This window comes from Janthinobacterium sp. GW823-FHT06H09 (assembly GCF_058794735.1).
On record NZ_JBXAHC010000008.1, the window covers coordinates 38441 to 53438 of the forward strand.

The 14998-nt window shown below is 63.9% G+C and carries 9 protein-coding genes and 1 tRNA gene; 6 read left to right on the top strand and 4 right to left on the bottom strand.

What is annotated here, in order from left to right; genetic code table 11:
• Nucleotides 1-151: 151 nt before the first annotated feature.
• Nucleotides 152-1285, top strand: a complete 1134-nt coding sequence (locus AC1Q6X_RS15035; RefSeq protein ID WP_492497702.1) for an esterase-like activity of phytase family protein — start codon at nucleotides 152-154, stop codon at nucleotides 1283-1285.
• On the opposite strand, the gene AC1Q6X_RS15040 is transcribed toward AC1Q6X_RS15035, so the two are convergent.
• The 4 genes from AC1Q6X_RS15040 to AC1Q6X_RS15055 all read right to left on the bottom strand — a co-directional run bounded on the left by AC1Q6X_RS15040 (nucleotide 1254) and on the right by AC1Q6X_RS15055 (nucleotide 8941).
• The gene (locus AC1Q6X_RS15040) at nucleotides 1254-3413 is read right to left on the bottom strand and encodes a putative bifunctional diguanylate cyclase/phosphodiesterase (RefSeq protein WP_409026881.1); all 2160 of its coding nucleotides are present in this window, start codon (nucleotides 3411-3413) and stop codon (nucleotides 1254-1256) included. The two genes, AC1Q6X_RS15035 and AC1Q6X_RS15040, sit on opposite strands and share 32 nt — an antisense overlap.
• A gap of 1 nt (nucleotide 3414) precedes the next feature.
• Nucleotides 3415-6306 carry a hybrid sensor histidine kinase/response regulator gene (locus tag AC1Q6X_RS15045; RefSeq protein ID WP_492497703.1) on the bottom strand — a complete coding sequence of 964 codons (2892 nt, stop codon included), beginning with the start codon at nucleotides 6304-6306 and terminating at the stop codon, nucleotides 3415-3417.
• A 374-nt stretch (nucleotides 6307-6680) separates the two neighbouring features.
• Entirely contained in the window at nucleotides 6681-6881 is a 201-nt protein-coding gene (locus tag AC1Q6X_RS15050) for a YbdD/YjiX family protein (protein WP_010396213.1), read from the bottom strand.
• Complete coding sequence (locus tag AC1Q6X_RS15055; RefSeq protein ID WP_070291392.1) at nucleotides 6881-8941, bottom strand: carbon starvation CstA family protein; 2061 nt, start codon at nucleotides 8939-8941, stop codon at nucleotides 6881-6883. Before AC1Q6X_RS15055 ends, AC1Q6X_RS15050 begins: the two co-directional genes overlap by 1 nt.
• Before the next feature lie 246 nt (nucleotides 8942-9187).
• On the opposite strand from AC1Q6X_RS15055, the gene AC1Q6X_RS15060 reads away from it, so the two are divergent.
• From AC1Q6X_RS15060 to AC1Q6X_RS15080, 5 genes are all read left to right on the top strand, one after another.
• Complete coding sequence (locus tag AC1Q6X_RS15060; RefSeq protein WP_070313010.1) at nucleotides 9188-10558, top strand: cache domain-containing protein; 1371 nt, start codon at nucleotides 9188-9190, stop codon at nucleotides 10556-10558.
• Between the two features lie 16 nt (nucleotides 10559-10574).
• Nucleotides 10575-11204: a response regulator transcription factor gene (locus tag AC1Q6X_RS15065; protein WP_409026879.1), complete on the top strand. Its 630-nt coding sequence runs from the start codon at nucleotides 10575-10577 to the stop codon at nucleotides 11202-11204.
• 205 nt (nucleotides 11205-11409) lie between these two features.
• Entirely contained in the window at nucleotides 11410-12582 is a 1173-nt protein-coding gene (locus AC1Q6X_RS15070; RefSeq protein WP_492497704.1) for an EAL and HDOD domain-containing protein, read from the top strand.
• A gap of 1 nt (nucleotide 12583) precedes the next feature.
• On the top strand, nucleotides 12584-14629 hold the full coding sequence (locus tag AC1Q6X_RS15075; protein ID WP_070224855.1) for a putative bifunctional diguanylate cyclase/phosphodiesterase: 2046 nt from the start codon (nucleotides 12584-12586) through the stop codon (nucleotides 14627-14629).
• A gap of 93 nt (nucleotides 14630-14722) precedes the next feature.
• Nucleotides 14723-14812, top strand: a tRNA-Ser gene (locus AC1Q6X_RS15080).
• Nucleotides 14813-14998 lie beyond the last annotated feature (186 nt).

Below are 14998 nucleotides of genomic sequence, written 5' to 3' on the forward strand. Positions count from 1 at the left end.
GTCGGATTAGCGGCGTAGCCGCGTAATCCGACACCACCGCGCCACGTTACCAACACCACCACGTTATACCGACACCACCAGCCAAGCCAACAATGTTGTCGGCTTACGCGCTTCGCGCTAAGCCGACCTACGCAACTCACTGATACCTGTCATGCATCGAATTTTCCGTACCGCGCTTGTCCTGGCATCCAGCATTATCCTCCTCTCCGCCTGCGCCAGCTTCCCCCACGACGCGCCGATTGCTGGCCTGCGCCTGATCGGCGAGCAGCGCATCGCGCTTAAGTACGCGTTCGGGGGCACCACGGTGGGCGGCTTGTCGGGCATCGACTACGATGCGGCGAGCAATACTTGGGTGATGGAAAGCGATGATCGGTCGGAAATCAATCCGGCCCGCTTCTACCGCGCCAGCCTCAATTACGACAGCAAGGCGTTCTCTGGCGTGACCTTAAACAGCGTGCATTTCTTCACGCAGCCCGATGGCAGCCGCTACCCGAACCTGGCCCATGCAAAACTGGACCGGGGCGACCAGGTGCCCGACATCGAAACCATGCGCGTCGATCCGCAGGACGGCAGCCTGTGGTACGGCAGCGAAGGCAACCGCAAGGTGGGCTTGCATCCGTTTGTGCGCCATGCGGACCGCGATGGAAAATTCCTGGCCACCTTGCCCACGCCCGCCATGTTCAATGTCTCGAAGGAAGAAATCGGCTCGCGCAACAACATGACGTTTGAAGCGCTGTCGTTTGCCAGCGATGGCAAGAGCTTGTGGCTGGGCATGGAAGCTGCCCTGTACCAGGACGGCCCGCTGGCCACGCCCGACAACGGCTCCGTGGTGCGCATCACGCGCCTGGACCGCGCGGGCAAGGTGCTGGGCCAGTATGCGTATCCGATTGAGCCCGTGGCGTCGCGGCCCGCGCCGGGGCGCGAGGCGGACAATGGCGTGTCGGAAATCCTCGCCGTGAACGGCCATCAGGTGCTGGTGGTGGAGCGGGCCGGCGTGGCCAACGCGAACGGCCTGTACACGAATCACGTGCGCATCTACGAAATGGAGACGGATGGCGCCACCGATATCCAGGCCATCCCGGCCCTGGCGGGCGCGACTTATGTGCCGGCGCGCAAGCGATTGCTGCTGGACCTGGAAAAGACCGGCCTGCCCCGGGTTGACAATATCGAAGGCATCAGCTGGGGGCCGCGCCTGGAAAACGGCCGCCGCAGCCTGGTGGTGATTTCCGACGACAATTTCAATCCGCAGCAAGTCACGCAAATCCTTGCCTTCGAAGTGCTCTAGTTTCCAGACTGGCCAGTTGGCCCGCCTGCCTGGCCAGCATGGCCGTGATCGTGTCGTGCGGCGACGGGTGGCCTAAAAAGTATCCCTGGGCCATGTCGCAGCCGTATTCTTCCAGCATCAGCAGCTGCTCGTCCGTTTCCACGCCCTCGGCCACCACCACCATCTTCAAGCCGTGCGCCATGGCGATGATGGCGCGCGTGATGGCCGCGTTTTCCGTATCCTGCGGCAAGCCGGCGATAAAACTCTTGTCGATTTTCAAAGCCCGCACGTCGAAGCGCTTCAGATAATTCATCGACGAATAGCCTGTGCCGAAGTCGTCGATCGACAGGTACACGCCGATGCCGCGCAATTGCTCCAGGGTCACCATGGTGGCGCGCGCATCGTCCATCAGGGTTCCTTCCGTCAATTCCAGTTCCAGCAGGCGCGCATCGAGGCCCGTGTCGGCCAGGGCCGAGAGCACGATCTGCATCAGGTTTTCATCCTTGAATTGTTTGGCCGACAGGTTGACGGCCATGCGGATGGCGCGCCCGCCATGGCTTTGCCAGGCCTTGGCCTGGTTGCAGGCCGTGCGCAGCACCCATTCGCCGATGGGCACGATCAGTCCCGTCTCTTCGGCCAGCGGGATGAATTCCGTGGGCGAGATGATGCCCCGCTCCGGATGGCGCCACCGCACCAGCGCTTCCACGCCCACGATCTGCGTGCTGGGCACATCGATCTGCGGCTGGTACAGCAAATACAGTTCGTTGTTTTGCAACGCTTTCCTTAAGCCGACTTCCATCTTGACGTGGCTCATGATTTCCATCGTCAGCGAGGAGCTGTACAGCTTGGCGTTGTTCTTGCCGCAGTTCTTCGCGTGATACATGGCCGTGTCCGCATATTTCAACAGCGAGTTGCAGTCCTCGCCATCTTCCGGATACAGCGAGATGCCGATGCTGGCCGTGACGAAAATCTCGTGCCCCTCGATCATGAAGGGCCGGCGCATGGCTTCCTTGACCCGGTGCGCCACGTTCAGCGCGTCTTCCACCCGCTCCAGGTCGGGTATCAGGATCGTGAATTCGTCGCCGCCCAGGCGCGCCAGGTTGCTGCCGCCGGAGGACGCCTCGAACTCGTGTTCGGCGCGCAGCACCAGGTCGCTGGGGCGGATGGTTTCGCGCAGGCGCTCGGACACCACCTTGAGCAAATGGTCGCCCACGTCGTGGCCCAGGGTGTCGTTGATGCGCTTGAAGGCGTCCAGGTCCATGAACAGCACGGCAAATTTCTTGTCGTGCTCCTTCGAACGCAGCAGTTCCCGTTCCAGGGTTTCCAGGAAGGCCTGGCGGTTGGGGATGCCCGTCAGGCTGTCGCAATAGGCGAGGCGGCGGATCTGCTCTTCCGTGCGCTTGCGCTCGCTGATGTCGCGCACCAGGCCCAGCACCTCGTCGGCCCCCGTCGCCACCAGGCGCGCCTCGAAGTGGCGCGTGCTGTCCTCGTGCGTGAGCGTGTAGTCGACCGAGCCGATGTGCTGCGTGGCCAGCACGGCGTGCGCCTTGTCCAGCAGGCGCGCGGCGATTTCGGGCGGCAGCACGTCGCGGATATGGCTGCCCACGCAGTTGCTGATGGAAAAGCCGGCGCTGGCGTCGTGGCCCTGTTCGTAGTCGAGATAAAAGCCTTCGCGGTTGAGACGGAAGAAGGTATCGGGGATGGCGGCCAGCACGGCGCGGTTGTGCGCGTCGGCGATGCGCAGGCGGGCGATGGCGTCGCTGGCGCGCAGCACGTACAGCACGCGGTGCCCGAGGATGGGCCAGTTGATGGGTTTGGAAATGAAATCGGTGGCGCCCACCTCGTAGGCGCGCGTGACGGCTTCCAGTTCGTCGCCGCCCGTGACCATGATGACGGGCACCGTGCCGCCCACTTCCTGGTGGCGGATTTCGCGGCACACGGCAAAGCCGTCCATGGCCGGCATGTCGACGTCGAGCATGACGAGGTCCGGCCCGCTGTGCTTGTAGCTGGCCAGCGCCTGCACGCCATCTTCGGCCTCGATCACGTCCAGGCCCACTTGCGTGAGCATTTGCCGCATCAGCAAGCGCATCACGGGATCGTCGTCGGCCACCAGCACCAGGCCGCGGGGAGGGGAGAGGGGCGCTGTCATGTCAGTGTTCCTTCACGAGGATGGCGTTCAGCGATTCGCGTACGGTCAGGAAGGCTTGCTGCATCTGCAGCAGCAGGGGAGCCGCGCCCTCGGTGCTGCCGGCGCGGCCCAGTTTTTCCATCTCCTTGCACAGCTGCGCCAGGTCGTCGGCGCCCACGTTGGCGCTGCCCGACTTCAGGCTGTGCGCCACCTTGCGCAGCGCTTCTGCGTCCGCGCCGGCAATCGCTTCGCGCATGGCGCTCAACTGGCGCGGCGTCTCGCCGACGAAGGCCTGGATGACCCGTTCCAGCAGCGCATCGCCGTCGGCGTGCGACAGGGCGCGGATGTTTTCCAGCGCCTGCCGGTTCAGCGGCTGGACCGATGCCGTGGCGGCGGATGACGGCGTCACCTCGGGCGGCGGCCCGGGCGGCGCTTCCTGCGGCGCTTCTTGCGGCGTCTGCGGCGTCTGCGGCTCCGGCGCTTCGCTGTGGTGCACGGTGGCGGCGCGCGGCAGGGTGATCCAGCGCGCGATCGTGTGGCCCAGGTCCTGCTGCGTGAACGGTTTGCTCAGGTAATCGTCCATGCCGGCCGCCAGGCACGCTTCGCGGTCGCCCTGCAGCGCATTGGCCGTGATGGCGACGATGGGCAGCACGCGCGCGTGGCCGCACTGCTGTTCGTGGCGGCGGATTTCCGCCGTGGCGGCAAAGCCGTCCATCACGGGCATCTGGCAATCCATCAGGATCAGATCGAAATCCTCGGCCTGCGCCGCCTGCAGGGCTTCTTCGCCGTTGCGCGCGCAGACCACGTCCAGACCCAGGCTGTCGAGCATGGCCAGCGCCACTTCCACGTTGACGGGGTTATCTTCGGCCAGCAGCACGCGGCGGCGCTGGCGCCGGCCCACCTGCCGCGCCGCATGCGGCGGATGGATGCGCAGGCTATCGCTGGCGCGCGGCGGCGTGACGATGCAGTCGAACAGGTCGCATTCGCGGGCCGGCTTGATCAGCTGGAAGGCCACGCCCGCCTCGCGCCGCTGCACGGGGTCGGCCGCCGCCTGTTCCGTGCTCAGCAGCAGTAATTTGAGGTCGGCCAGCAGCGGGTCGCTCTTGATGGTGGCGGCCAGGGCCAGGCCGCTGGTGCGCGGCAATTCCATGTCGAGCAGCGCCACGCCATATGGCGTGCCCGCCTGGGCCGCCGCGCGCAGCTTGGTCAGGCAGTCGCTGGCCGTGCCGGCGCTGTCGCTGACGATGTGCCAGCTGGCCAGTTGCCGCTCCAGCACGGCGCGCGTGGCGGGTGTGTGGTCGACGATCAAGGCGCGTAACCCTCGCGTGGTTTTCAGGTTGAAGGAGGGGTCGTCGCTGTCGACTCGCCGCTTATCGAAATTTACTTCGAACCAGAAGATCGAGCCTTGCGTTAAAGCATTATCAACGCCGATAGTGCCGCCCATCAGTTCCACCAGCTGTTTCGAGATCGTCAACCCCAGGCCCGTGCCGCCGTGCTTGCGCGTGGTCGAGCCGTCCGCCTGCGAGAACGATTCGAAGATGCGCGTCTGCGCCTCGTTTGATACGCCGATGCCCGTGTCGTGTACCTCGAAGCGCAAGCCCACGCTGGGCGCGTCTTCGCTGCACACGGTCACTTTCACGGTGACCTTGCCCGTTTCCGTAAACTTGATGGCGTTGCCCAGCAGATTGACGATGATCTGGCGCAAACGGTTCGGGTCGCCGCAGATGGCGATCGGGATGTCGTAGGCGATGTCGAATTCCAGGCTGATATTCTTCGCTTCCGCCTGCGGCGCGAACACGTGTTCTATGTCGTCGAGCAATTCGCGGAAATTGAAGCGGATGTATTCCACGCTCAGCTTGCCCGCCTCGATCTTGGAAAAGTCGAGGATGTCGTTGATGATCACCAGCAGATTCTGCCCCGAGCGCTGCACCATGCTCGTGTAGTGGCGCTGCTGCGGGCTCAACGGGCTGGCCAGCAGCAATTCCGTCATGCCCAGCACGCCGTTCATCGGCGTGCGGATTTCATGGCTCATGGTGGCAAGAAACGCGCTCTTCGCCTGGCTGGCCGCCTCGGCCGCATCCTTGGCCTTTTCCAGCTGCGCCGTGCGCACGCCCACCTGGCGCTCGAGCTGGTCGCGGTAATTGGCCAGGGTGCTGTCGCGGCTGTCGATCTGCGCCAGCATGTCGTTGAAACTGTCGATCAGCACGCCAAGCTCGTCGCTGCGCTGGTGCGCGATGCGGTGGCTGTAGGTCTGGCTGCTCGATACTTTTTGCGCCGTATCGATCAGTTTGGTGATCGGTTCGGCGATCACGCTCTTGAAACGCCGCGCGAGGAACACGGCGATCAGGAAGGACAGCACGGTGGCGCCGCCGATGGCGCCCACGTGGCGGCCGATGTCGCGCCACATGTGGTTCAGGTCCGCCTCGATCAGCACGGCGCCGATGATCTGTTGCGGCTCGCCTGGCCGGTAGACGGGGCGGTACAAGCGCATGGCGGGCGCCAGGGTCGTGCCCGAGCCTTGCGTGACGGGCTGCACGGCCATGTCGGCCAGCAGGGCCGGGTCCATGTCTTCCGGCGCCGCCAGGCCGTCCGCATGCTGCGGCGCGCGGTACAGGGCAAACAGGCGCCCGCCCTTGTCGAACAGGGCCGCCTGGGCGACCTCGTCGCGCGCGGACAGTGCCGCCAGCACCTGTTCCGCCTGCGCCTGCGCCGGCTTGCCCAGCAGCATGGGCGCCGCGCTGGCCGCGCCGATCACGCCCGCCAGCGACAGCAGTTGCTTGCCTTCATCGTTCTTGTGGTTGAGCACGGAAGTCAGCGCAAACGCCACGAACACCAGCAGCAGCGCGCAGCCCGACGACAATACCGAAATCATGGTCAGCTTCTGGCTGATGCTGGAGCGTTGGAAATTGAACATGAATTCGCTGCTTCCCCGGTCGCCCGTTGACTGTTATTTAATTCCTATTGGAAAAATATAGACGCGAAGACACATCCCGATATTGATGTGGGTCTAATGGAGGAGAGGGGAGGGGAACTTATAAGAGATGAAACAACGGAGGGCAGCACGTAGGTCGGATTAGCGCGGCAAAGCCGCGCGTAATCCGACACCACCACCGGCCGCGCCAACGATGTTGTCGGATTACGCTCTACGAGCTAATCCGACCTACGCAACTGACCCCGGTATTTGCTTTTGGGGATGCAATTAAACCCCTGAAAGGCCGGGGTCAGACCCCGGAGGGGGAATGTGTCCCAATGGGGCACATGCCGATCCCGAAGGGACTGACCATACTATTAACAACAACCTCCACGTTTTCCCGCCCCGCCGTAACGGGCTTCCTGCCGCTCGCGGAAAAACTCTTCATACGTCATCATCGGCTCGCCGGGATGGGTCACTTCCCGGTGCGCCACATAGGTGTCGTACTCGGGCAAGCCGCACATGAGCCGCATGCTTTGCCCCAGATACCGTCCAGCCTTGATGATTTCATCGATCATCATTGCACCGTGGGCATGGCCTGGAACGGCGTTTCCTTGGTGCTCGGTTTGCTGTCGGCGCGCGCCTTCATGATGGTGCGGATGCCGAAGAACAGCACGCTGACGACGACCACCACGAAGAAGGCGGCCAGGCCGGCGTCGAGGTAGTCGTTGAAGATGATCTGGCGCATCTGCGCCACCGACTTGGCCGGCGCCAGCAGCGTGCCTTCATCGAGGGCCGCCGAATATTTCTTCGCATGCGCGAGGAAACCGACGCGCGGGTTGGCGTCGAAGATCTTTTGCCAGCCCGCCGTCAAGGTGCACAGCAGCAGCCAGATGGTTGGCGTGATGGTGACCCACGCGTACTGGCCACGCTTCATCTTGAACAGCACGCAAGTGCCGAGGATCAGTGCAATCGCCGCCAGCATCTGGTTGGCGATGCCGAACAGCGGCCACAGGGTGTTGATGCCGCCCAATGGATCGACCACGCCCTGGTACAGGAAGTAGCCCCAGGCCGCCACGCACAGGCCCGTGGCCAGCAGGTTGGCGATGACGTTTTCCGTCTGTTTCAGCGCTGGCACGAAGCTGCCCAGCAAGTCTTGCAGCATGAAGCGGCCCGCGCGCGTGCCCGCATCGACGGCCGTCAGGATGAACAGCGCCTCGAACAGGATGGCGAAGTGGTACCAGAAGGCCATCATGGCCTTGCCGCCGATGGCGCCGGACAGGATCTGCGCCATGCCCACGGCCAGGGTCGGTGCGCCACCCGCGCGTGAAATGATGCTGTGCTCGCCAACGTCTTTGGCCGTTTGCGTCAGCATCTCCGGCGTCACATAAAAGCCCCACTGCGAAATCGCCTGGGCGGCGGACTCCGCCGTGGTGCCGATCAGGGCGGCCGGGCTGTTCATGGCGAAATAGATGCCCGGCTCGATGGTCGAGGCGGCTACCAGGGCCATGATGGCCACGAACGATTCCATCAGCATGGCGCCATAGCCGATGAAGCGGGCGTGGCTTTCGTTTTCAATCATCTTCGGCGTGGTGCCCGAGGAAATCAGCGCGTGGAAGCCGGAAACGGCGCCGCAGGCGATCGTGATGAACAGGAAGGGGAACAGATTGCCCGACCAGACGGGGCCGGAGCCGTCGATGAACTTGGTCATGGCCGGCATTTTCAGGTAAGGCGCGACGACGATGATGCCGATGGCCAGGCCCAGAATCGTGCCGATTTTCAGGAAAGTCGACAGGTAGTCGCGCGGCGCCAGCAGCAGCCACACGGGCAGGACGGAAGCGATGAAGCCGTAGCCGATCAGCATCCACGTCAGTTCCGTGCCCGTGAACGTGAACATCGGGCCGAGAACGGCATGTTCCTGCACGTATTGGCCGCCGATGATGGCCAGCATCAGCAAGACAAAGCCGATGATGGAGATTTCGCCGATGCGGCCCACGCGGATGAAGCGCGAATACACGCCCATGAACAGGGCGATGGGAATCGTCGCCATCACGGTGAAGCTGCCCCAAGGCGAGCCCGTCAACGCCTTGACGACGATCAGTGCCAGCACGGCCAGGATGATGACCATGATCATGAAGCAGCCGAGCAGAGCGATCATGCCGGGAATTTCGCCCAGTTCAGCCTTGATCAGGTCGCCCAAGGAACGGCCATCGCGGCGCATGGAAATGAACAGCACGATGAAATCCTGCACGGCGCCCGCAAACACGACGCCCGCCAAAATCCACAGCATGCCGGGCAGATAGCCCATCTGCGCGGCCAGCACGGGCCCGACCAGGGGGCCGGCGCCGGCAATCGCCGCGAAATGGTGGCCGAACAGCACATATTTGTTGGTCGGCACGTGGTCGAGGCCATCGTTGTGCTTGAACGCGGGCGTCATGCGGCGTGCATCGAGGCCCAGCACCTTGTCGGCGATGAACAGGCTGTAGAAACGGTAGGCGATCAGATAGACGCAGACGGCGGCGATGACGATCCAGATCGCGCTGATCGGTTCGCCACGTTGCAGGGCGACAACGCCCAGGGACCCGGCGCCTGCCAGCGCAAGCGCTGCCCAGCCGAGTTGTTTGAAAATGCGGTTCATGCTTCCTCCAGAGATTGACGGGCGCTGTGCCGTGCGATGATGTGTGCTGCCGAGCCTGGTCGTCGCCAGTTTGGATGTTACTTTTGGTGTATCTGCAGCTTATGGCGAGTATTCAGGAATCGTATAATTGCCGCAAGCGCAGCACTACGCAGTAACGCTCAGTATTACTACGCAGACCGATTGCCGCGCCGCGACGTAAAATCACCCATTCCCACCAGCATCGACGCCGCCGGAGCGCGCAAGGCCATGAAACTCAGACAGAAAGTCATCTTCCTGGCCCTCACGCCGCTCATCCTCGCCCTGTGCGCCATTGCGTTTGCCGTGCGGCACCAGGCGATCACCCTGGCCGAGCAGCAGCGCGCCACCATCCAGCAAGCGTATCTGGCCAGCAAGGAAGCCGAGCTCAAGCATTACGTGACCCTGGCCAGCCATTCCATCGCCTCGTTATATGGTTCTGGCCGCAAGGATGACGCCACGCAAGAGGAGGCCAAGCGCATCCTGTCCGCCCTCAGCTATGGCGACGACGGCTATTTCTTCATCTACGATTTGCAGGGCAAGTCGCTGATGCATCCGCGCCAGCCCGAGCTGGTGGGGCAGAATCTATGGGAGCTGCGCGACGCCGAGGGCAATCTGACCATCCAGCGCCTGATGCAGCGGGCGAAGAGCGGCGGCGGTTTCGAGCGCTACAACTGGATCAAGCCGTCGACCAACAAGTCCGCGCCCAAGCTCGGTTATGTGATCCTGATGCCGGAATGGGGCTGGATGATGGGGACCGGTATTTATATGGACGACGTGGACCAGGCGCTGGCCAAGGTCGACGCCCAGCAGTCGCGCAATATCCGCTCGACCATGGAGTTGATCGCCGCCATCGCCATTCTCGGCTCCCTGCTGGTGGCTGCCTGCGGCCTCGTGCTGAACCTGCGCGAACTGCGCGTGGCCGATGCCAAGCTGAAAGTGCTGGCGCAGCGCGTGGTCGAATCGCAGGAAGAAGAGCGGGCGCGGCTGTCGCGCGACTTGCATGACGGCATCAGCCAGTGGCTGGTGTCGATCAAGCTGCAGATCGAGGCGGGCATCGCGCGTCTGGCCGGCAATGCGGAACAGAAAGACAAGGCGCCGGCCACGTTCGAGCGGGCCGCCGAGCAGCTGAACAAGGTGCTGGGCGAGGTGCGGCGCATTTCGCACAACCTGCGCCCGGCCATCCTCGACGACCTGGGCCTGGCCGCCGCGCTCGACCACCTGGTGCATGAATTTAACGACAGCAGCAGCGCGCAAGCCAGTTTCACGGCCAGTCCGGCGGCGGCGGGCGAGGGCTTGCCCGACATGGTGAATACCGTGCTGTTCCGTATCGCTCAGGAAGCGCTGACCAATTGCGAGCGCCATGCCCACGCCCGCGGCGTGGAAGTGAGCCTGCGCGAGGCGGGCAAGGCCGTGGAATTGCGCATCCAGGATAACGGCGGCGGCTTCGACTTTGACGGCATCGCCCTGCATCCGCAGCGCGGCATCGGCCTGCGCAACATGACGGAACGCATGGAAGCCATCGGCGGCAGCCTGCATATCACCTCGTCCCCGGCCGGCACCGTGGTGCTGGCGCGGCTCGCCCTTTCATCCACCCACTAAGAACAGATACGCAACCATGACCGAGAAGATCAACATCCTGCTGGTGGACGACCACCCCCTCGTGCGCGACGGCTTGCGCGCGCGCCTGGAAGCGGTGGCGCATTTCGACGTGGTGGCCGAGGCGGGCGGCGCCGACGAAGCGCTGGCCCAGGCGCGCGCACACCAGGTGGACCTCGTGTTGATGGATATTAATATGCGCGGCACGAACGGCATCGAGGCGACGGCGCAGTTCAAGCAGGCGTTTCCGCAGATTGCCGTGCTGATCCTGTCCATGCACGACAAGCTCGAATACGTGTCGCAAGCCATCGCCGCGGGCGCGCGCGGCTATGTACTCAAAGATGCCCCAGGGAAAGATATCGTGTTTGCCATCGAGACGGTGATGTCCGGCGGCATTTATTACAGTGCGGCGCTGGCGCGGCAGCTGTCGCGCCCGCAAGTCCACGATTCCTTCCTCACCACGCGCGAGCAGCAAGTGCTGCAGCACATCGCGGCGGGCCAGTCGAACAAGCAGATCGCCCGCGTGCTGGACCTGAGCGTGCGCACGGTGGAGACGCACCGGCTGAACATCAAGCGCAAGCTCGGCATCGAAGGGCAGGCCGAATTGATCAAATATGCGGTCGAGCATGCACAGGGCGGCAGCGCCTGAGAAGGCGCGCGCGGCGGCACCCGCATGCCAGGCGGGTCTCGCGGGGGAATGTTCTTTTTGAATATTTATTGCCAAAATTAAACTGTTTCATGGGTGAGATTCGGATAGAATGAATCTCGCTGTCGAAATGGCATCCCTGTCGGGCCAGGGTTGCCAATGCTGGTCAGTTTATTTACTATGGCGCCCTACCCACACTGAGATACCGATGTCAGCGTCTGAATCAAACCTGTTTCCGTTGGTGGGATTACAAGCAGTAGCCAATGCTCATAACGAGTGGGTCGCTGTTACCCTGCATGTACCGCAGGCCTCGACGGCGTCGCTGCTGGCGGCGCTGGCCGCCGCCGATGCGTATGCCTTCCTGGCGCCGCTCGACTGCATCATTCCCCTGGCCGACCCGCATGGCGTGGACGAGGCCGTGCTGGCGCAACTGGCGCCGCAACGCACCATCTTCCGTTTGCCTGCCCATCTTGCCGACGACAAAGCGCTGCAGAAAAAATGCCGGCAATGGCGCGACGCCGGCTACCGCATCCTGCTCGATGGCGCCGAGGCCAGTCCTGTGGTGGTGGCGCAGGTCGACGCGCGCGCGCTGAGTTTTGACGCGGCCGGCGCACGCCCGGCCCTGCATCAGCTGCTGCCCTTGCCGGGGCCGCACCTGGCCTACAACATCGCCGACGCGGGGCAGATTGCCGAATTGCAAGAACTCGGCGTGAGCTGGTTTGCCGGCGATTACGCCCTGCAGCATGCGCGCCAGCAAAGCGAGCCGGAAGACGCCACGTCGCGCCGCCGCGTGCTGGCGCTGCTGGGCCTGCTGGCCCGCGATGCCGACGCGCACGAGCTGGAAGTGCCGCTCAAGCAAGACCCATCGCTCAGCTATCATCTATTAAAACTGGTCAATTCCGCCGCCTTCGGTTTCACGGCGCCGATTAGCAGCTTCAGCCAGGCCATCACCCTGCTGGGCCGGCGCCAGCTGCAGCGCTGGCTGCAACTGCTGCTGTATGCGCGCCAGCAAGACGATGGCAAGATCCACGCGCTGCTGCCGCTGGCGGCCGTGCGCGCGGCGCAGATGGAAGCGCTGTGCCAGCTGCGCGGCGGCGACCGCGACGCGCAAGACCTGGCCTTCATGGCAGGCGTGTTTTCCCTGCTCGACGTCCTGCTGGGCATGCCGATGGAAGACATCATCGCCACCCTGAACCTGGCGCCCGAAGTGAGCACGGCCTTGCTCGAGCGTAATGGCGAGCTGGGCACCTTGCTGGCGCTGGTCGAAAGCGCCACGCCGCCGCCCGACGGCTTGCGCCGCGCCGGCATCGATGGAGAAACCTATTGGCGCAGCCTGCTGCAGGCCTACCAATGGGCCATCCAGGTCAGCCGGAACCTCTAGCATGACCCTGTTTCCGGTGTCGGATTTCCTCGCTGACAGCGCCGCCCTGTGCGACGCCGTCGTGCGTTTGCGCGGCTCCGCGCTGGTAGCTGAGCTGGGCCGTATCGCCAGCACCGTGATGGCCAGCCCGCATGGCCAGTTCCTGCCCGCGGCCAGTACGGACGCCGCTGCGCCAGCCGTGCCGTTTCCCCGCGATACGCCCGCCTTGTTGCAGGAAGTCAGCTTCGACGGCCATTGCTTCGGCCATTACAGCGTGGCCGGCCGCCCGCTGTATAACGATGCCGACCGCCGCCACCTGGCCAGCCTGGCATCGTTGACAGCCGGCGTCTTGCAGGTGCATTCGCTGGCGCAACGCTCGACCCATGCCTACGCGCAAGTCGAAGCCTTGCTGGCGCAGCAGACGCAAATCCTCGACCAGTTGCACGAATCCGTGCTGACGATGGACTTGACGGGCTACATCACCAGCTGGAACAAGGGCGCCGAACGCCTGTTCGGCTACACCTCGGTGGAAGCCGTGGGGCGCAACATCCTGTTCCTGTACGACGACGAAGACACGGGTTTCCACGATGCCTTCCTGGAGCAGGGAGGGCGCCTGATGGAGGTGCGCCGGCGAAAGAAGTCGGGCGAGGTCTTCTGGGCCAGCCTGTCCTTGTCGCCGCTGCAAGACCTGGACGACAAGCCCATCGGACTCATCGCCTACCTGACGGACATCACGGAACGCAAGCTGGCCGAAGAGCGGCTGCACCACCTGGCCTACTACGACCCGCTGACCAGCCTGCCCAACCGTACCTTGCTGGCCAAACTGGTCGACCAGGCTCTCAGCGTGGCGCAGCGCAGCAAGATGCTCGGTTGCGTGCTGTTCATCGACCTGAACCGTTTTAAGCTGATCAACGACACCCTGGGCCGGCGCATCGGCGACGAACTGCTGCGCCAGGTCTCCTTGCGTTTCCGCCAGGTATTGCGCGACCAGGACCTGGTGGCCCGCCTGGGCGGCGACGAGTTCGCCGTCGGCCTGTTCGACATCGGCCAGCATTTCGAAGCGAGCATGGTGGCGCAAAAGCTCCTCGCCTCGCTGGTGGAGCCGTTCCTGATCGAGGACCACGACCTGCGCGTGGGCGCCAGCATCGGCATCAGCGTGTATCCGCAGGACGGGCAGGATGCGGAAACCCTGCTGCGCCTGGCCGACATCGCCATGTACCGCGCCAAGCAGGACAGCGGTGGCGAAGCGGAAAGCGTGGCCTTCTACAGCCAGGATATGAACCAGGGCATGCAGGCGCGCATGCGCCTGGAAACGGGCTTGCGCCAGGCCCTGTCGGAGCAGCAACTGCTGCTGCACTACCAGCCGAAGTATGCGCTCGGCAGCGGGCGCATCATCGGCGCCGAAGCACTGGTGCGCTGGCATCACCCGCAGCACGGCATGATCCCGCCCGCCGAATTCATCCCCCTGGCCGAATCGACGGGCCTGGTGGTGCAGGTGGGCGAATGGGTCTTGGAAGCGGCCTGCGCCCAGGCGCAAGCATGGAAGCTGGCTGGCCTGCCGCCGATCCGCCTGGCCGTCAACGTTTCCGCGCGCGAATTCACGGCAGCCTTGCCCGCCAGGGTGGCGGCGACCCTGGCCCGCTACGGCCTGGAAGCGGCCTGGCTGGAACTGGAAATCACGGAAAGCACCCTGATGCACAACATCGAGAGGGTCATCGCCATCATGGACCGCATCACGGCTCTGGGCGTGGCCCTGTCGCTGGACGACTTCGGCACCGGCTATTCGAGCCTGTCCTATTTGAAGCGCTTCCCCATCGATACCCTGAAAATCGACCGTTCGTTCACCACCGGCATCCCCACCGACGCCAGCGACTGCGCCATCGCCAGCACCATCATCAGCATCGCCCAGCAGCTGCACCACAAGGTGATCGCGGAAGGCGTGGAGACGGCCGAGCAGCTGGCCTTCCTGAAGAGTTCCGGCTGCGACGAAGTACAAGGCTACCTGTTCTCGCGCCCGCTGCCTGCGAGAGAGTTCGAGCGGGCGCTGCGGGAAAACTGGGGCGTGTAGGTGCCTGCCCCAGCCCTTGCCGTTGGGGGAGTAAGGCCACGACAGTACTAGCCATTGGTAAGCCAGTGACCTTTATGTATAATGCTGCCATCTGGAAGCGTGGCCGAGTGGTTGAAGGCACTAGTCTTGAAAACTAGCGACGGGTTAAACTGTTCGTGAGTTCGAATCTCACCGCTTCCGCCAGGAAATAAAGAAACCGCCTTCGGGCGGTTTTTTATTGCCTGGCGGAAGCGAGCAGGGCGCCTTCGCGCCCTGCGTGTGAGATTCGAAGGGCTGGGCCTACCGGCCCAGCCCGCCCCGAATCCTCCAACCGCTGCCGCTGCGCGGCAGCTTCGCGCGCCGAGGGCGCGCGTTCGTGGTTCCAATCAT